This window comes from Streptomyces scopuliridis RB72 (assembly GCF_000718095.1).
In the GTDB taxonomy this organism is placed as follows: Bacteria; Actinomycetota; Actinomycetes; order Streptomycetales; family Streptomycetaceae; genus Streptomyces; species Streptomyces scopuliridis.
Genome location: NZ_JOEI01000009.1, coordinates 66,779 through 85,052, shown reverse-complemented (window position 1 = coordinate 85,052; position 18,274 = coordinate 66,779). Strand labels below are relative to the sequence as shown.

13 protein-coding genes are annotated in these 18,274 nt (G+C 71.1%); 11 read left to right on the top strand and 2 right to left on the bottom strand.

The genetic code is table 11. The features are described from left to right. Positions 1-73 precede the first annotated feature (73 nt). The 8 genes from IF11_RS0113015 (at position 74) to IF11_RS0112980 (ending at position 9,893) form a co-directional block, all read left to right on the top strand. Positions 74-1,594 carry a gamma-aminobutyraldehyde dehydrogenase gene (locus IF11_RS0113015; protein ID WP_030351706.1) on the top strand — a complete coding sequence of 507 codons (1,521 nt, stop codon included), beginning with the start codon at positions 74-76 and terminating at the stop codon, positions 1,592-1,594. A 42-nt stretch (positions 1,595-1,636) separates the two neighbouring features. Then, a complete protein-coding gene (locus tag IF11_RS0113010) occupies positions 1,637-2,884 on the top strand; it encodes an ABC transporter substrate-binding protein (protein WP_030351705.1) in 1,248 nt (415 codons plus the stop codon). A 75-nt stretch (positions 2,885-2,959) separates the two neighbouring features. Beyond that, positions 2,960-4,126 (top strand): ABC transporter ATP-binding protein, encoded by a 1,167-nt coding sequence (locus IF11_RS0113005; RefSeq protein WP_030351704.1) that lies wholly within the window; start codon positions 2,960-2,962, stop codon positions 4,124-4,126. Continuing rightward, a complete protein-coding gene (locus IF11_RS0113000) occupies positions 4,123-5,055 on the top strand; it encodes an ABC transporter permease (protein ID WP_030351703.1) in 933 nt (310 codons plus the stop codon). Before IF11_RS0113005 ends, IF11_RS0113000 begins: the two co-directional genes overlap by 4 nt. Next, a complete protein-coding gene (locus IF11_RS0112995) occupies positions 5,055-5,852 on the top strand; it encodes an ABC transporter permease (RefSeq protein WP_030351702.1) in 798 nt (265 codons plus the stop codon). The genes IF11_RS0113000 and IF11_RS0112995 overlap by 1 nt, the downstream gene beginning before the upstream one ends. A 36-nt stretch (positions 5,853-5,888) precedes the next feature. Then, positions 5,889-7,331 carry an NAD(P)/FAD-dependent oxidoreductase gene (locus IF11_RS0112990; protein WP_030351701.1) on the top strand — a complete coding sequence of 481 codons (1,443 nt, stop codon included), beginning with the start codon at positions 5,889-5,891 and terminating at the stop codon, positions 7,329-7,331. A gap of 131 nt (positions 7,332-7,462) precedes the next feature. Continuing rightward, positions 7,463-7,954 (top strand): hypothetical protein, encoded by a 492-nt coding sequence (locus IF11_RS0112985; protein WP_030351700.1) that lies wholly within the window; start codon positions 7,463-7,465, stop codon positions 7,952-7,954. A gap of 112 nt (positions 7,955-8,066) precedes the next feature. Further along, positions 8,067-9,893: a chitinase gene (locus tag IF11_RS0112980; RefSeq protein WP_030351699.1), complete on the top strand. Its 1,827-nt coding sequence runs from the start codon at positions 8,067-8,069 to the stop codon at positions 9,891-9,893. Here the strand turns inward: IF11_RS0112980 and IF11_RS0112975 are convergent. Continuing rightward, positions 9,847-10,422 (bottom strand): phosphatase PAP2 family protein, encoded by a 576-nt coding sequence (locus IF11_RS0112975; protein WP_420894586.1) that lies wholly within the window; start codon positions 10,420-10,422, stop codon positions 9,847-9,849. The genes IF11_RS0112980 and IF11_RS0112975 overlap by 47 nt on opposite strands. Before the next feature lie 428 nt (positions 10,423-10,850). Then, positions 10,851-12,185 carry a 4-aminobutyrate--2-oxoglutarate transaminase gene (gene gabT, locus IF11_RS0112970; RefSeq protein WP_030351697.1) on the bottom strand — a complete coding sequence of 445 codons (1,335 nt, stop codon included), beginning with the start codon at positions 12,183-12,185 and terminating at the stop codon, positions 10,851-10,853. Positions 12,186-12,658: 473 nt separating this feature from the next. Between gabT and IF11_RS0112965 the strand changes: the two genes are divergently transcribed. From IF11_RS0112965 to IF11_RS0112955, 3 genes are all read left to right on the top strand, one after another. Then, on the top strand, positions 12,659-14,788 hold the full coding sequence (locus IF11_RS0112965) for a DEAD/DEAH box helicase family protein (protein ID WP_030351696.1): 2,130 nt from the start codon (positions 12,659-12,661) through the stop codon (positions 14,786-14,788). A gap of 196 nt (positions 14,789-14,984) precedes the next feature. Beyond that, positions 14,985-16,613: a PucR family transcriptional regulator gene (locus tag IF11_RS0112960; protein WP_030351695.1), complete on the top strand. Its 1,629-nt coding sequence runs from the start codon at positions 14,985-14,987 to the stop codon at positions 16,611-16,613. A gap of 163 nt (positions 16,614-16,776) precedes the next feature. Then, positions 16,777-18,222, top strand: a complete 1,446-nt coding sequence (locus IF11_RS0112955; RefSeq protein ID WP_030351694.1) for an aldehyde dehydrogenase family protein — start codon at positions 16,777-16,779, stop codon at positions 18,220-18,222. Positions 18,223-18,274: the final 52 nt, after the last annotated feature.

Below are 18,274 nucleotides of genomic sequence, written 5' to 3'. Positions count from 1 at the left end.
TCGGCACTCAATTGAAGCCGGAACAACAGCCGGAACAACAGCTGACCAACCAGCTGGAACATCGGAGAGCGTCATGGCCAACCGCTTCCAGGTGCGGGACCGCTTCGCGGGCGGTGCGCAGTTCATCGGCGGGCGGCCGCGACCGGGCACCTCGGGACGTACGCACGCCGTCGTGAACCCGGCGACCGGCGAGGAGCTGTACGTGTACGAACTGGCCGGTCCGGCCGATGTCGACGCCGCCGTCGCCGCCGCGCGCGAGGCGTTCCCCGGCTGGTCGGGCACCACCCCGGGGGAGCGCTCCGACGCCCTGCACCGGCTCGCGGCCGTCCTCGCCGAGCAGGCCGACGACTTCGCGTACGCCGAATCGCTCCAGTGCGGCAAACCGATCAAGCTGTCCACCGAGTTCGATGTCCCCGGCACCATCGACAACACCGCGTTCTTCGCGGGCGCCGCGCGCCATCTCCAGGGCGCCTCGGCCGGTGAGTACAGCGCCGATCACACCTCGTACGTACGCCGGGAGCCGATCGGGGTCGTCGGCTCCATCGCGCCCTGGAACTACCCGCTCCAGATGGCGGCCTGGAAGATCCTGCCGGCCGTCGCCGCGGGCAACACGATCGTGCTGAAGCCCGCCGAGATCACGCCCTTCACCTCGCTGATGTTCGCGCGGGCCGCCCAGGAGGCCGGGCTGCCCGACGGCGTGATCAATATCGTCACCGGCGCGGGGCCCGACGCCGGGGAACGGCTCGTCGGCCACCCCGATGTCGTGATGACCTCCTTCACCGGCTCCACCGCCGTCGGAAAGCGCGTCGCGGAGATCGCCACCGCCACCGTCACACGCCTCCATCTCGAACTCGGCGGCAAGGCGCCCTTCCTGGTCTTCGACGACGCGGACCTGGAAGCCGCCGTCCACGGCGCGATCGCGGGCTCCCTCATCAACGGCGGCCAGGACTGTACGGCCGCCACCCGCGCGTATGTGCAACGGCCGCTGTACGACGCCTTCGTGAGCGGGGTCGCCGAACTGATGGAGACCGTGCGCCTCGGCGACCCCTTCGATCCGGCCACCGACCTCGGCCCGCTGATCTCGCACACCCACCGCGACCGGGTGGCCGGCTTCGTCGACCGGGCCCGTGGCCACGCCCGGATCGTCACCGGCGGCGAGGCCCCCGGCGGCGCGTGGAAGGACGGCGCGTACTACCGTCCGACCCTCGTCGCGGACGCCGCCCAGGACAGCGAGATCGTCCAGTCCGAGGTCTTCGGCCCGGTCCTCGTCGTTCTGCCCTTCGACTCCGACGACGAGGGCATCCGGCTCGCCAACGACACCCCGTACGGCCTCGCCGCCTCCGCCTGGACCCGCGACGTCCACCGCGCCGGCCGGGCCACCCGTGAGCTCAGGGCCGGCTGCGTCTGGGTCAACGACCACATCCCGATCATCAGCGAGATGCCGCACGGCGGATACAAGGCCAGCGGGTTCGGCAAGGACATGTCGGCGTACTCCTTCGAGGAGTACACGCAGGTCAAGCATGTGATGTACGACAACACCGCGGTGGCCAGGAAGGACTGGCACCGCACGATCTTCGGGGACCGCCCCCAGTGACCGTCCGCCCGCAGTGACCACCCACCCGAAAGGGCACAGCGCATGGAGCAGTACGAGCCCGACCGTCTCTCCGGGGCCCAGCTGGCCGCGATGCGGCGCAGCCTGACCAGCGGCAGGGGCGCCCTCACCCGCCGTTCCATGCTGCGCGCGACCGGGGTCGGCGCGCTCACGATCGGCGGGCTCGCCGGTCTGAGCGGCTGCGGGATCCCGCCCGCCAAGCGGGAGGGTGACGGCCCCGCGTCCACCGACCACTCGGCCGACGAGAAGCGGGTCGTCTTCTCCAACTGGACCGAGTACATGGACGTCAGCGAGGACGAGAAGCACTATCCGACGCTGGAGGCGTTCACGAAGCGCACCGGCATCAGCGTCAAGTACACGGCGGACATCAACGACAACGTCGAGTTCTTCGGCAAGATCCAGCCGCAGCTGGCGGCCGGCCAGGACACCGGCCGTGACCTCATCTGCGTCACCGACTGGCTCGCCGCCCGCATGATCAGGCTCGGGTACGCGCAGAAGCTCGACCCCTCGCGGCTGCCCCACGCGTTCGCGAACCTCTCCGACCAGTTCCGCTCACCCGACTGGGACCCGGGCCGCGCCCACAGCTACCCCTGGACCGGAATCCCGACCGTCATCGCGTACAACGCGAAGGCCACCGGCGGACGGACGGTCGACTCCGTCTCCCAGCTGCTCGACGACCCGCGGCTCAAGGGGCGGGTCGCCTTCCTCTCCGAGATGCGCGACTCCATCGGAATGACCCTGCTCGATCTGGGCAAGGACCCGGGCAGCTTCACCGACGACGACTTCGACGCCGCCATCGCCCGTATCCAGAAGGCCGTCGACAAGAAGCAGATCCGCCGCTTCACCGGCAACGACTACACCGCGGACCTCGACAAGGGGGATATCGCGGCCTGCGTCGCCTGGGCCGGCGACATCGTCCAGCTCCAGCACGACAACCCGGACATCAAGTTCGCCATCCCCCGCAGCGGCTACATCATCTCCAGCGACAATCTGCTGGTCCCGGCCAAGGCGCGGCACAAGACCAACGCCGAGAAGCTCATCGACCACTACTACCAACCGCCGGTCGCCGCCCAGCTCGCCGCGTACATCAACTACGTCTGCCCGGTCGACGGGGTGCGCGCCGAACTCACGAAGATCGACAAGTCGATGGCCGACAACACACTGATCCTCCCGGACGCGGCGATGGCCGCCGCCTCGCACGCCTTCCGCTCCCTCAGCGCCGAGGAAGAGACGGCGTACGAGCAGAAGTTCGCCAAGCTCATCGGCGCCTGACGCCGCCCCTCCTCCCTCGCCGGCGACGGCCTGGTCTCAGCCCGTCCACCTCTCTCATCCCCGGGACCGTTACCCATGACAGAGACTGCATCCACCAGCCGGGGCGGCGGCGACGTCCGCCTGTCCGGGATCAGCAAGACGTACGGCTCCTTCCACGCCGTCAAGCCGCTCGATCTCACCGTGCCGCAGGGCTCCTTCTTCGCTCTCCTCGGCGCGTCGGGGTGCGGCAAGACCACCACCCTGCGGATGATCGCGGGCCTGGAGGAGCCGACCACCGGCACGGTCTTCCTGGGCGACAAGGACGTCACCGGCCTGCCCCCGTACAAGCGGCCGGTCAACACCGTCTTCCAGAGCTACGCGCTCTTCCCGCACCTCGACATCTACGAGAACGTCGCCTTCGGGCTGCGCCGCCGCGGCATCAAGTCCGTACGCGGGCAGGTCGGCGAGATGCTCGATCTCGTCCAGCTCGGCGACTTCGCCAAGCGCAAGCCGCACCAGCTCTCCGGCGGCCAGCAGCAGCGCGTCGCCGTCGCCCGCGCACTGATCAACCATCCGCAGGTGCTGCTGCTCGACGAACCGCTCGGCGCCCTCGACCTCAAGCTGCGCCGGCAGATGCAGCTGGAGCTGAAGCGCATCCAGACCGAGGTCGGCATCACCTTCATCCATGTCACCCACGACCAGGAGGAGGCCATGACGATGGCCGACACGGTCGCGGTGATGAACGGCGGTCTGGTCGAGCAGCTGGGCAGCCCCGCCGATCTCTACGAGAACCCGGAGACCACCTTCGTCGCCAACTTCCTCGGCACCTCCAACCTCATCGAGGCCGAGGTCGCCGAGATCCACGGCGACGAGGTGGTGGTCACGGCGGGCGGCGCCAAACTGCGGCTGCCCGCGGGACGCTGCTCCGCCCCCACCGCGAGCGGCGGCCGGCTGCTGGTCGGCATCCGGCCCGAGAAGATCTCGCTGGCGCACGCGGACGACGCGGGCACCATCCCCGACGGCCGCAACCGGATCACCGGACGGATAGCCGACTCCAGCTTCATCGGGGTCTCCACGCAGTATGTGATCGACAGCCCGGTCTGCCCGGAGTTCGAGGTGTACGCGCAGAACATCGAGCGGGACAGCCGGCTCGCCCCCGGCGCCGAGGTGGTCCTGCACTGGAACCCGGCGCACAGCTTCGGGCTGGACGCGGCCCAGGATATTGACGCGGGCATCGAGACGGTGGACGAGGAGGTCTCGTGACGATCACCGAGGCGCCTCCCGCCGCGCCCGCCACCCCGCCGGAACCGCCGGTACGCAAGGCGTCCACGCGCAAGCGGCTCGTCCCGTACTGGCTGCTGCTCCCGGGCATCCTCTGGCTGCTGGTCTTCTTCGCGCTGCCGATGGTCTACCAGGCCTCGACCTCCGTACAGACCGGCTCCCTGGAGAAGGGCTTCCAGGTCACCTGGCACTTCGCGACCTACTGGGACGCGCTCCAGGAGTACTACCCGCAGTTCGTGCGCTCCCTGCTGTACGCGGGCACCGCCACGATCCTGTGTCTGCTGCTCGGCTATCCGCTCGCGTATCTCATCGCCTTCAAGGCCGGACGCTGGCGCAATCTGCTGCTGGTCCTGGTCATCGCGCCGTTCTTCACCAGCTTCCTGATCCGCACGCTCGCCTGGAAGACGATCCTCGCGGACGGCGGCACGGTCGTCGGCATCCTGGACTCCCTCCATGTGCTGGACGTGACCAGCTGGCTCGGCTGGACCGAGGGCAACCGCGTACTCGCCACGCCCATGGCGGTGGTCTGCGGGCTCACCTACAACTTCCTGCCCTTCATGATCCTGCCCCTCTACACCTCGCTGGAGCGCATCGACGGGCGGCTGCACGAGGCCGCGGGCGATCTGTACGCCAGGCCGCTGACCACGTTCCGGAAGGTGACCTTCCCGCTCTCCATGCCGGGAGTCGTCTCCGGCACCCTGCTCACCTTCATCCCGGCGAGCGGGGACTACGTCAACGCCGAACTGCTCGGCTCCACCGACACGAAGATGGTGGGCAGCGTCATCCAGACGCAGTTCCTGCGGGTCCTGGACTATCCGACGGCCGCCGCGCTCTCGTTCATCCTCATGGCGATCGTCCTGCTGATGGTCACCTTCTACATCCGCCGAGCAGGGACGGAGGACCTGGTCTGATGCGCTGGCTCCGACGCAACATCGTCGTCATCGCGGGCGTGCTGACGCTCGGCTATCTGATCGTGCCCAACCTCGTCGTGATGGTCTTCTCCTTCAACAAGCCGAACGGGCGCTTCAACTACTCCTGGCAGCGCTTCTCGCTGGACGCCTGGAAGGATCCCTGCGGAGTCGCCGATCTCTGCGGTTCGCTGACGCTCTCGTTCCAGATCGCCGCCTGGGCGACGCTCGGTGCCACCGTCCTGGGCACGATGATCGCGTTCGCGCTGGTCCGCTACCGCTTCCGGGCGCGCGGCTCGATCAACTCACTGATCTTCCTGCCGATGGCGATGCCCGAGGTCGTGATGGCCGCCTCGCTGCTGACGCTCTTCCTCAACCTGGGCGCGCGGCTCGGCTTCTGGACCGTGCTGATCGCACACATCATGTTCTGCCTCAGTTTTGTGGTGACCGCCGTCAAGGCGCGCGTCATGTCGATGGACCCACGGCTGGAGGAGGCGGCGCGGGACCTCTACGCGGGGCCCGTGCAGACCTTCGTACGGGTCACGCTGCCGATCGCCGCGCCCGGGATCGCGGCGGGCGCGCTGCTCGCCTTCGCGCTCTCCTTCGACGACTTCATCATCACCAACTTCAACGCCGGCTCGACCGTGACCTTCCCCATGTTCGTCTGGGGCTCCGCGCAGCGCGGCACGCCGGTGCAGATCAATGTCATCGGCACGGCCATGTTCATCGTCGCCGTACTGCTGGTGGTCGGCGGCCAGCTGGTCAGCAACCGGCGGAAGAAGACCGCCGCCACCACCTGAGCGGATCTCGTCATCCCCCTGAAGGAGTTGGAAGACATGGCCCCAAGCGCCATGCGTACCGCCGGCGCGGCGCTCTCCGCCGCATCACTCTCCGACGCGCGGCCGGTCCCGTACTGGCTGGACGACCCCGGCAGGCCGGGTGCCCTGCCGGCCCTCACCGGCGACGAACACTGCGATCTGCTCGTCATCGGCGGCGGCTACAGCGGCCTGTGGACCGCGCTGCTCGCCAAGGAACGCGACCCGGAACGGGACGTCGTACTGATCGAGGGCCGCGAGGTGGGCTGGGCCGCCTCCGGCCGCAACGGCGGCTTCTGCGCCGCCTCCCTCACCCACGGCTTCAGCAACGGGCTCGCGCGCTGGCCGGGTGAGCTGCGGAAGCTGGAGGAGCTGGGCGAGCGCAATCTCGACGCCATCGAGGCGACCGTCGCCCGCTACGCCATCGACTGCTCCTTCGAGCGCACCGGCGAGATCGACATCGCCACCGAGCCGTACCAACTGGACGACCTCCATGAGCTGTACGAGGAGGCGAGTCGCCTCGGCCACACCGGTCTGGAGCCGCTCGACCGGGACGCGGTGCGCGCCGAGGTCGACTCGCCGACGTTCCTGGGCGGGCTGTGGAACCGGCGCGGCGTCGCCATGCTGCACCCGGCCAAGCTCGCGTGGGGCCTGAAGCGCGCCTGCGCGGAGCTCGGGGTACGTCTCTACGAGAACACCCGCGGGCTGGAGCTGGCGCGTGCCAGATCCGCGGCCGGCTCCGGGATGGCCGTGCGTACGCCGTACGGCCGGGTCTTCGCGCGCAAGGTCGCGCTCGGCACGAATGTGTTCCCCTCGCTGGTCCGACGGGTACGTCCGTACACCGTCCCGGTCTACGACTACGCGCTGATGACCGAGCCGCTGACCGAGGAGCAGCGCGCCGCGATCGGCTGGAAGAACCGTCAGGGGCTCGGCGACAGCGCCAATCAGTTCCACTACTTCCGGATCACCGACGACCACCGCATCCTGTGGGGCGGTTACGACGCGATCTACCCGTACGGCGGCCGGCTCGACACCGCGCTCCACCACCGTCCGGAGACCTATCTCAAACTCGCCACCCACTTCTTCCGCTGCTTCCCGCAGCTGGAGGGGGTGCGCTTCAGCCATGCCTGGGGCGGTGCCATCGACACCTGTTCGCGCTTCTCGGCCTTCTTCGGTACGGCGTACGACGGCCGGGTCGCGTACGCGGCCGGGTACACCGGGCTCGGTGTCGGGGCGACCCGCTTCGGCGGGGAGGTGATGCTCGATCTCCTGGCGGGCGAACGGACCGAGCGCACCGCGCTGGAGATGGTCAGGAGCAAGCCGCTGCCGTTCCCGCCGGAACCGGCCGCCTGGGCCGGGATCGGCCTCACCAAATGGTCGCTGGCCCGCGCGGACGCCAGGGGCGGACGGCGCAATCTGTGGCTGCGGACCATGGACCGGCTGGGCCTCGGTTTCGACAGCTGAGCCGCGCCGCCGGGACCCGGTGATCCACATCACCACAAGATCGCCGGCCGAACTCGCGTAATCGACCGGCACCCCTCGTGTCTCCCCCTTGTGGACAGATTGTCCAGCAACACGGAGGGGAGGCCGGGGAGATGACCGGCTCAGGGGCGAACAACGCGGTGTGGTGGCTGACTTCGGTGGCACCGGATCCCGAAGCCTGCCGGTGGGAGTGGGAGCGCAACCCGCTCGGGGTGGCGCTCCTGCCCGCCGGCCGGCGCTGGGACGTACTGATCCTCCCCGGCGAGCTGGGCTATCCGACCCTCGACGTGCTGACCAGGCTCGTCGACCGGCCGGGGCCCGTACTCGCCGGCTTCGGCGACTCCCGGATGGGGTTCTTCGTGCCGCCGGGCACGGTCGCGCGCTGGCTCGGTACGGGCGTACGCGGCGCGGGCTCCGGCACCTGGATCGTCGTGCCGTACCCGGGGCGGGCGAGCGGCGGCATGCGCTGGCTGATCCCGCCGGACGGCTCGGGCACGCTCACCGACGCGTCGCTGCTGGAACTGGCGATGCACGAGGCGGCGGCGAACCTCGCGGCGGGAGACAGGAGCGGGGGGCGGCGGGGAGGACGGCGCCGGGTGACCTGAGGGGGGTGGGGCGGTTCCCGGGCGGCGCTGTCACAGGTCTTGACCAACCAATTGGTCTGGACCATGCTGTGCGCGCTCCGCCACCTCATTTCCCCCATGCCCGGAGGCAGTTGTGGAACGCACCAGACGTCCTGCTCTGTACCCAAGACTGGTGGCCGCCCTCGCGGCCGCCGTGCTCACCGCCGGCGGACTCGTCGCCGCCGCCCAGACGGCACGGGCCGCCGACGCGGACATCGCCCGTAACGGCGGCTTCGAGTCCGGCCTGACCGGCTGGAGCTGTACGGCGGGCAGCGGCTCCGTCGTCACCACCCCCGTGCACGGCGGCAGCGGCGCGCTCAAGGGGACCCCCGCGGGCAACGACAACGCCAAGTGCTCGCAGACCGTCACGGTCCGGCCGGACTCCGCGTACACACTGAGCTCCTGGGTCCGGGGCGGCTACGTCTATCTCGGCGCCTCCGGCACCGGCACCACCGATGTCTCGACCTGGACGCAGTCCGCGCCCGACTGGCAGAAGCTGACCACGAGCTTCCGCACCGGTCCGGGCACCACCTCCGTGACCATCTACACCCATGGGTGGTACGGCACGCCCGCCTACTACGCCGACGACCTCACCCTCGTCGGTCCGGGCGGCGCCCCCGAACAGCCCCCGGCCGTCCCCACCGGCCTGAAGGCGGACAGCGTCACCTCGACGTCCGTGGCGCTCTCCTGGGCGCCCGTCACGGGAGCCACCGGCTACACCGTCTACCGGGGCGGCGCCAAAGCCCTGGATGTCAGCGGCACCTCGGCGACCGTCACCGGACTCAGCCCGGCCACGGCGTACAGCTTCCAGGTCGCCGCGACCAACGCCGCCGGCGCGTCCACGCTCTCGCCCGCCGTCACCGCGACCACCTCCGCCTCGGGCGGCGGCGGAGGAGGCGGCACGGACCTGCCCGCCCACGCGCTGGTCGGCTATCTGCACTCCAGCTTCGCCAACGGCTCCGGCTATACGCGGATGGCCGATGTGCCCGCCTCGTGGGACGTCATCAACCTCGCCTTCGGTGAACCCACCTCGGTCACCTCCGGCGATATCCGCTTCAGCCTCTGCCCGGCCGCCGAATGCCCGAACGTCGAGTCCGCCGCCGAGTTCAAGGCGGCGATCAAGGCCAAGCAGGCCGCGGGCAAGAAGGTCCTGATCTCCATCGGCGGCGCGAACGGCCAGGTCCAGCTCTCCACCACCGCCGCCCGCGACACCTTCGTCTCCTCGGTATCCAAGATCATCGACGAGTACGGTCTGAACGGCCTGGACATCGACTTCGAGGGCCACTCGCTCTCGCTGAACACCGGTGACACCGACTTCCGCAACCCCACGACCCCGGTCGTCGTCAATCTGATCTCCGCGATCAAGACCCTCAAGGCCAAGTACGGCGCGGACTTCGTCCTCACCATGGCCCCCGAGACCTTCTTCGTCCAGCTCGGCTACCAGTACTACGGATCCGGCCCCTGGGGCGGCCAGGACCCGCGCGCCGGATCGTATCTCCCGGTGATCCACGCGCTGCGCGACGATCTCACCCTGCTGCACGTCCAGGACTACAACTCCGGCCCGATCATGGGCCTGGACAACCAGTACCACTCGATGGGCGGCGCTGATTTCCATATCGCCATGACCGACATGCTGCTCACCGGCTTCCCGGTCGCCGGTGACGCCACGAAGGTCTTCCCGGCGCTCCGCCCCGACCAGGTGGCCATCGGTCTGCCGGCCTCGACCCAGGCGGGCAACGGCCACACGCCGCCGGCAGAGGTGAACAAGGCGCTGAACTGCCTGACCAAGAAGACCGACTGCGGCTCGTACCAGACCCATGGCACCTGGCCCGCCCTGCGCGGACTGATGACCTGGTCGATCAACTGGGACCGCTTCAACCAGTGGGAGTTTTCCCGGAACTTCGACGCGTACTTCGGCTGAGATCGCGCGATCCGGCCGCGCGGAGTGCCCGCTTCAGAGCCAGGAGCAGCATCCCGCAGAGGGCCAGGCTGCCGAGGACGTCCAGCGGCCAGTGGTAGCCACGCAGTATGAGACCGATGCCCGTCGCCAGGGTGAGCAGGACGGCGGCGGGCGTCGCCCATTTCCGTGGCGCGTGGGGAGCGAGGAGCAGGGCGGCGCCGCCGTACGCGACCATCGCCGTCGCCGTGTGCCCGGACGGGTAGTACCCGGTGGCGTCGGTGAGCGGGCCCGGCCGGTCGATCCAGATCTTGAGGGGTACGACCAGGAGAGGGACGGCGGCCATCGCGACCCCGGCCATCAGCGGTCGCGCTCGCTGCCCGCGCCACAGCGCGTATCCGATCGCCACGGCCAGCACGGGCACGGCGACGAGCATGCTGCCGAGATCGGCGAGGAGTTCCGTCAATGGTCTGGGCCCCTGGCCCGCGAGCGCGTGACTCAGCCGCTCATCTGCCGGGAGCAGCGGGCCGCCGGCGGAGACCTGCCAGGTCACGAGCGTGAAGACGGCCGCGCACAGCGCGAAGGGAATCCAGAAGCGCAGGGGGCCGGGGGAGAGAAAAGCCGGCCGCCCTGGAACAGGGGGGGTAGTTCCAGGGCGGCCGTACGGACCGGTGTGCCGCACGCCCCGGGGGGTTTGGGGCGGGCGGCCATCCGATCGGTGAGGTGTTCCAGAGCCGGAGGCTCCAGTGGTGTGCGCGAAGGCACGACCAAAGCGGCGCTGGGGATGCCCCGCCCTGGTGTCGCCCGCAGTCCCCTGCGAGCGGGGTGTTTCTCTCATCTGCGGAAACCGTACGTGAGGCGCGCGGGCACCGACAGCCCGAAACGCATCCCGCCATCGGCCTCGCACACGTTCTTCACAGGCCCTGACAGGTGTGGCGGACCGGGGCCGGCGTTCCGCTCCCGGTCCGCCGTTCCGGCAGCTCAGACGGTGGCGAGCGCCTGCTCAATGATGTCCAGGCCCTCGTTCAGCAGGTCCTCGCCGATCACCAGCGGCGGCAGGAAGCGCAGCACATTGCCGTAAGTGCCACAGGTCAGGACCAGTAGCCCCGCCGCGTGGCACGCCTTGGCGAGCGCGGCGGTCGCCTCCGGGGCCGGCTCCTTGGTCTCCCGGTCCTTCACCAGCTCGATCGCGATCATCGCGCCCCGGCCGCGGACGTCACCGATGAGGTCGTACTTCTCGCGCAGCGCGGAGAGCCGGCCCTTCATGACCGTCTCGATACGGCGGGCCTTCGCGACGAGGTCCAGCTCCCGCATCGTCTCGATGGCACCGAGCGCGGCGGCGCAGGCCACCGGGTTGCCGCCGTACGTACCGCCGAGGCCGCCCGCGTGCGCGGCGTCCATGATCTCGGCGCGGCCGGTGACGGCGGCGAGCGGCAGACCGCCCGCGATGCCCTTCGCGGTGGTGATCAGGTCGGGGACGACGCCCTCGTCCTCACACGCGAACCACTGGCCGGTACGGCAGAAGCCGGACTGGATCTCGTCCGCCACGAACACGATCCCGTTGTCCTTGGCGAACTTCGCGAGCGCGGGCAGGAAGCCCTTGGCCGGCTCGATGAAGCCGCCCTCGCCGAGCAACGGCTCGATGATGATCGCGGCGACGTTGTCGGCGCCGATCTGCTTGCTGATCTGGTCGATGACCTGGGCGGACGCCTCGGGGCCGCAGTTCTCGGGACCGGTCGGCCAGCGGTAGCCATAGGCGACCGGCACCCGGTAGATCTCCGGGGCGAACGGCCCGAAGCCGTTCTTGTACGGCATGTTCTTCGAGGTCAGCGCCATGGTGAGGTTCGTACGGCCGTGATAGCCGTGGTCGAACACGACCACCGCCTGGCGCTTGGTGTACGAGCGGGCGATCTTCACGGCGTTCTCGACGGCCTCGGCGCCGGAGTTGAACAGCGCGGACTTCTTCGCGTGGTCACCCGGCGTCAGCTCGGCGAGCCGCTCACAGACCTCGACGTACCCCTCGTACGGCGTGACCATGAAACAGGTGTGGGTGAAGTCCGCGAGCTGGGCGGAGGCGCGGCGTACGACGGCCTCGGCGCTGGCACCGACCGAGGTCACGGCGATCCCGGAACCGAAGTCGATCAGCCGGTTGCCGTCCACGTCCTCAAGGATCCCGCCGCCGGCGCGGGCGGCGAACACGGGCAGCACGGACCCGACGCCACCGGCGACCGCGGCGGTACGGCGGGCCTGCAGCTCCTGCGACTTCGGACCGGGGACGGCGGTGACGAGGCGGCGCTCCTGCGGAATGGCGGTCATGAGGGGCTCCTGGGGGTGTTTCCGGGGTCTTTCTTCGGCTTTCTTCGCAGGCTAGGGGTGCGGGAGGGGTGCGGGCATGCGCCGTTCGGTAGTAACGGGGGCGTGTCGTTGTCCGTGACGGACATAGTGAGACGGGGCGGGGCCCGCTGTCCGGGGCGGGGAGGGGCGGGCAACGCCCCCGGACGCACGGAACCTGTGCACCCCGTCAAATGTATTGGCGTGGCACTACATTGACGGGGTGCACAGGGCGGACAGCACCACTGCACACAGGGGGCAGGGGTTCGTGACTCCTCCCCCTCCGAGGGAGGGGGCTTCTCACTTGGCCGCCGTGGCGGCCTCATGACGGCCAAGCCCTGACCGGCACCCAACGGCGCAATACAGAACGTAGCGCAGTGGTGACGCTCCGCGCCAACGAGTTGAGGGACCGTATTCCCCACCGGCTGAAACCGGTGGTTCCCCGTGAAGGAGTACCGATGGACACCGACGGCACGCACGACTCACGGGGCACCCACGCCCATCCCGTGCCGCGCCCGGCAGGGCCGCCACCCATGCCGCCCTCGGCGCCTTACGAAGCTGCTCCCCTTTCCGCGTCCCCGCCCGCGCCCGCCCACGCGCCGGACACCGGCCCGACCCTGCGGGAGTGGCTCCGCGAGCCGCGTGCCGCGGACGCGCCCGGGACCTGGGCGTACGGACACAGGCCGCGCCCCCCGGAGGAGCCGGAGCGCACGCCGGTGCGGCAGCTGATCAGCGGAGCACTGATCTCGCTCCTCGCGGGCCTGCTGCTGTGGTCGCTGCTGTCGAACGGCTATCTGGGCAGTTTCTGGCTCTGGCCGCTTTTTCTCCTTACTCCGGACCACTGGTGGATCGGTACGCAGGAAGGTGCCATCGCTCAGGGCATCTACTACGCGCTGGTCATCGGCGGACTCCTGGTCCTCTTCGGACGGCTCGGCCGCTGGCCCGAACTCGCCCGCCGCGTCCTCGGCCGGGTCCCCGGAGCCGCGCCGAAGGAGACCGCGCCGCCGCCCCCCGAGCCCGAGGACGATCTCGCCGAGTGGCCCCAGCTCCGGGCCGCCGGCCAGGGCGAGACCGCCGCGCGGCTCGCCGCCGAGGTGCGGGAGGGGCGGATGAACGATGTCGACTACGCCCGGATCCGGCGCGCCTGGCACTCCGTACGGGCCGATCCCTCCCGGCTCACGGCGTTCGCCGAGGCCGTGCGGGGCCAAGGCGCCGCGGCCTGCGTCCACCCGTCCGGCAAGCGCGACCTGCCCGTCCGCGCGGCCCGCCACGATCTGCTCCTACGACAGGTCCGGCTCGGCACGGTCCATGACGGGGAGCGCAATCCGTATCCCCGGCGCGGGACGGGCCTCGCGCTGGATCCGGTCCTGCTGGGGACCTCGCTGCTGGCCGTGGGGCCGCCGGGCGCGGGCAAGACACACGCCCTCGTCCGGCCGGTCGTCGAGTCGCTCTCCCTCCAGGCGCTCGCGGGACAGGCCGTCGTCATCGCCGTCTGCGCCGCCGGAACCCAGCTCGGCCCCGACAGCGCCTACGACGTCGTGGTCCGGCTCGGCGACCCGGAATCGGTGTACGACCTCGATCTCTACGGGGGGACGAACGACCCGGACGAGGCCGCCGCCGTACTCGCCGAGGGCCTCGTCGGCGATCTCACGGACACCGACAGCAGGCGGGCCACCACCGCGCTCGCGCAGCTGCTCGGCCCGTTCCGTGCCGCGCACGGCCGGCTGCCCGCCGTACCGGAGCTGCGCGAGCTGCTCGACGGCACGCCCGCCGCGCTGGCCGCCCTGCGCGAGGCGCTCGACGCCGAGGGCCACCACGCCATGCGGCGTGAACTCGACACGAGGGAACGGCAGTCCGGGGCCCCCGGGGACGCGGGCGGCGCGCTCGCCGACCGGATCGCGCTGCTCGACCGCCCGGCGTTCGCGGGCTTCTTCGACACCAGCGGCAGGACCCGGCCGTTCTCGCTGCGCACCCTGGAGCATCCGCTCCGGGTCCGTATCGACCTGCCCGAGCGCGGACACGCCGAGGCCTCGCGGATGCTGGCCCGGCTCGTCCTCGCCCAGTTCACGGCGAACGCCGCCGTACGCGCCGACCGCTCGCTTTTCGCCTGTCTCGTTCTGGACGACGCGACCCGCACCCTCACCGGCCAGACCCTGCGCGGGGTGCAGCGGCTGCGGTCGGTGAACGCGGGCGCGCTGCTCACCCTGCGCACGCTCGACGATGTGCCGGAGGCGCTGCACACCGCGCTCCTCGGGGCCGTCGGCTGCCGGATGGCCTTCTCCGGGATCACCACCTGGGACGGCAAGCGCTTCGCGGAGGCCTGGGGTACGGAGTGGGTGGAGACCCGGGACGTCACCCAGCGCACGGTCTTCGCCGACCAGCCGCTGACCCGGGCCATTCACGCGTTCCGGAAGCTGGTCACCGGCAAGGCCGTGACGACGGACGCGGTGACCGTACGGAAGGTCGAGCGCGAGCGCTGGTCGGCCTCCGAGCTGGCGCACTCGGTGCCCGCAGGGCACGCGGTGCTGTCGCTGCGGACGGTGGGGGGCGACCACGCGCCGCCCCTGCTGGTGGATCTGCGGAGCTGATCCCGCGGAGCCGACCGCGGCGTCGGCATCACCCGGCCCCGGCGACCGTCGGCCCGGCCACGCCACCCCGGCCCTCGGCTCGTACAAGCTGGCAGAATTGAGGGGCGCCGTTCATACGGGACGGCGTAATCGTCCGAGGTGGCGTCATCCGGCCGCCGCCCTGCCCCTCCACCGCCGAAAGCCCTACGGTTCCACCATGCCGCCCACCCTCGCCTCGCTCGTCCAGCACTCGGCGCTCAACCTCACCGTGCGTGCGGGGGAGGACCGGCTCCAGACGCCCGTGCGCTGGGTCCACGCGAGCGAGCTGGCCGACCCCGTGCCGTACATGGAGGGCGGTGAACTGCTCCTCATCACGGCGACGACGCTGGACGCCGACGACCCGGAAGCCATGCGGCGCTATGTACGCAGGCTGGTCGGCGCCGGGGTCGTCGGGCTCGGCTTCGCCGTCGGCGTGAACTACGAGGACGTCCCGGAGGCGCTCGTCGACGCCGCGCGGGAGGCGGGGCTGCCGCTCCTGGCCGTCCCCCGGCGTACGCCCTTCCTCGCCATCAGCAAGGCAGTGTCGGCTGCGCTCGCGGCCGATCAGTACCGCGCGGTCACCGCCGGGTTCGAGGCGCAACGCGAGCTGACCCGCGCCGCCCTCGCCGAGGGGCCCGCGGCGCTGCTGGCCCGGCTCGCCGCGCATGTGGACGGCTGGGCGGCGCTGTACGACGCGTCGGGCGCCGTGGTCGCCGCGGCGCCCGAGTGGGCCGCGCGCCGGGCCGCCCGGCTGACCGCCGAGGTGGAACGGCTGCGGGAGCGGCCCGCGCCCGCGAGCGCCGTGGTCGGGGCCTCGGGCGACGCGCTGGACGAGGCGTCCGGCTGCGCCGAGGACCGGGTCGAGCTCCAGTCCCTCGGCACGGGCCGACGGGTGCGCGGCGCGCTCGCCGTCGGCACGGGAGCCGCGCTCGGCACCGCGGAGCGGTACGCGGTCCACTCGGCGATCGCCCTGCTGACACTGACGACGGAACGGTCGCGCGCCCTTCAGGCCGCCGAGCAGCGGCTCGGCTCGGCCGTACTGCGGATGCTGCTCTCCGGCCAGCCCGACCACGCGCGGGCCGTGGCCGGTGATCTGTACGGGGGCCTGCTCGATGCCCCGTTCCGGCTGCTGGTCGCGGAATCGGCCGAATCGGTGAAGCCCACGAAGCCGGCCAAGCCCGTACCGGACCCGGAGACCGCCCTTCCGCTGCAGCTGCTCGCGGAGGCGCTGGAGGCCGCGGCGGCACGGGCGGGCGAGGCGGTGCTCGCCGTCCCGGACGGCGAGGAACGGCTCATGGTGCTCGCGGTGGACGGCGGGGCGGTGGTCACGGCCTGCGAGGGATACGCGCGACGCGAGGCCGAAGAGGCCGGGGTCGTCATCGGGCTCTCCGCGCCGACGGGCCCGATCGCGGCGGCGGGCGCGTACAAACAGGCCGAACAGGCCCTCTCGGTGGCGCGCCGGCGCGGCCGCGCGCTGGTCGAGCACGAGGAGCTGGCGGCGGGTTCGATCCTCCCGCTGCTCGCGGACGACGCGGTACGCGCCTTCGCGGACGGCATGCTGCGCGCCCTGTACGAGCACGACGCGAAGGGCCGCGGGGATCTGGTGGCCTCGCTGCGGGCCTGGCTCTCCCGCCACGGCCAGTGGGACGCGGCGGCGGCCGACCTCGGGGTCCACCGCCATACGCTGCGCTACCGCATGCGCCGGGTGGAGGAGATCCTCGGCCGCTCGCTGGACGACCCGGACGTACGGATGGAGCTGTGGCTGGCCCTGAAGACGACGGCGTCGCCCGTGCCCTCGACGGAGTAGCGGACCATTCCCACCGCAGCGCCACCGCTTACGCCGATGTCTTACGACAATGCGTAGCACTCCTCTCACCGCATCACTCCACCCCGGACAAACGACCACCATCGCCCGCACCCCTACCGTGGAACCAGACACCCCCATCTCTTCGGAAGGGCCCGGACTCGCAATGACTTCCACCCACGCTTTCTGGCTCGCCGGCCGCCAGGCCACCGGCGAGGACACCTTCGACGTCACCTCCCCCTGGGACGGCCGGCTCGTCGGCACCGTGGCCGTGCCGACCGAGGACCAGGTCGAGGAGGCCGTGGCCGCCGCGCACGCGGTCCTGGACGAGTTCGCCGCGACGCCCGCGCACGTACGGGCCGCCGCCCTCGACCATGTCTCCCGCAGGCTCGTCGAGCGCACCGAGGAGATCGCCCGGCTGATCTCCGCCGAGAACGGCAAGCCCCTCAAGTGGGCCCGCGGCGAAGTCGGCCGCGCCGTCTCCGTCTTCCGCTTCGCCGCCGAAGAGGCCCGCCGCTTCAACGGCGGGGACGCCCAGCGTCTCGACACCGACGCGGGCGGCGCCGGCCGCCTCGCCCTGACCCGCCGCTTCCCCCGTGGCGTCGTCCTCGGTATCGCGCCGTTCAACTTCCCGCTCAACCTCTGCGCCCACAAGATCGCCCCGGCCATCGCGGTCGGCGCCCCGATCATCCTCAAGCCCGCCCCGGCGACCCCGCTCTCCGGTCTCCTCCTCGGCGAGCTGCTGGCCGAGACCGACCTGCCGGCCGGCGCCTGGTCCGTCCTGCCCGTGCCGAACGACCGGATGCCCGCCCTCGTCCAGGACGAGCGGCTGCCGGTGATCTCCTTCACCGGCTCGGACAAGGTCGGCTTCGCGATCATGGACTCCGTCCCGCGCAAGCACTGCACGCTCGAACTCGGCGGCAACGGCGCGGCCGTCGTCCTCGCCGACTACGCGAGCGAGCAGGACCTGGACTGGGCGGCGACCCGGATCGCCACCTTCTCGAACTACCAGGGCGGCCAGTCCTGTATCTCCGTCCAGCGCGTGATCGCGGACGCCTCGGTGTACGAACGGCTCGTGCCCAAGGTCATCGCCGCGGTCGAGGCCCAGGTCACCGGCGACCCCGGCGACGACGCCACCGATGTGGGACCGCTCGTCAGCGAGGACGCGGCCAAGCGCGTCGAGTCGTGGGTCGACGAGGCGGTACGGGCCGGCGCCCAGCTGCTCACGGGCGGCAAGCGGGACGGAGCGGCGTACGCGCCGACCGTCCTCTCCGAGGTCCCCGCGGACGTCACGATCTCCTGCGAGGAGGTCTTCGGGCCCGTCCTCACCCTGCGCCGGGTCGAGAGCGAGACCGAGGCGTTCGAGAAGGTCAACGACTCGAAGTACGGTCTCCAGGCAGGGGTGTTCACCCATGACCTGCAGGCCGCCTTCCGCGCCCACCGCGGCCTGGAGGTCGGTGGCGTGATCATCGGCGACGTCCCCTCGTACCGCGCCGACCAGATGCCGTACGGCGGTGCCAAGCAGTCCGGCGTCGGCCGCGAGGGCGTGCGGTTCGCGATGGACGACTACACCTACGAGCGCGTCATGGTGCTCACGGGCCTCGCCCTCTAGGGCTGTCCGACACATAGCGCGGAGGAGGCACCCGCGGCCCGCGCCACGACTG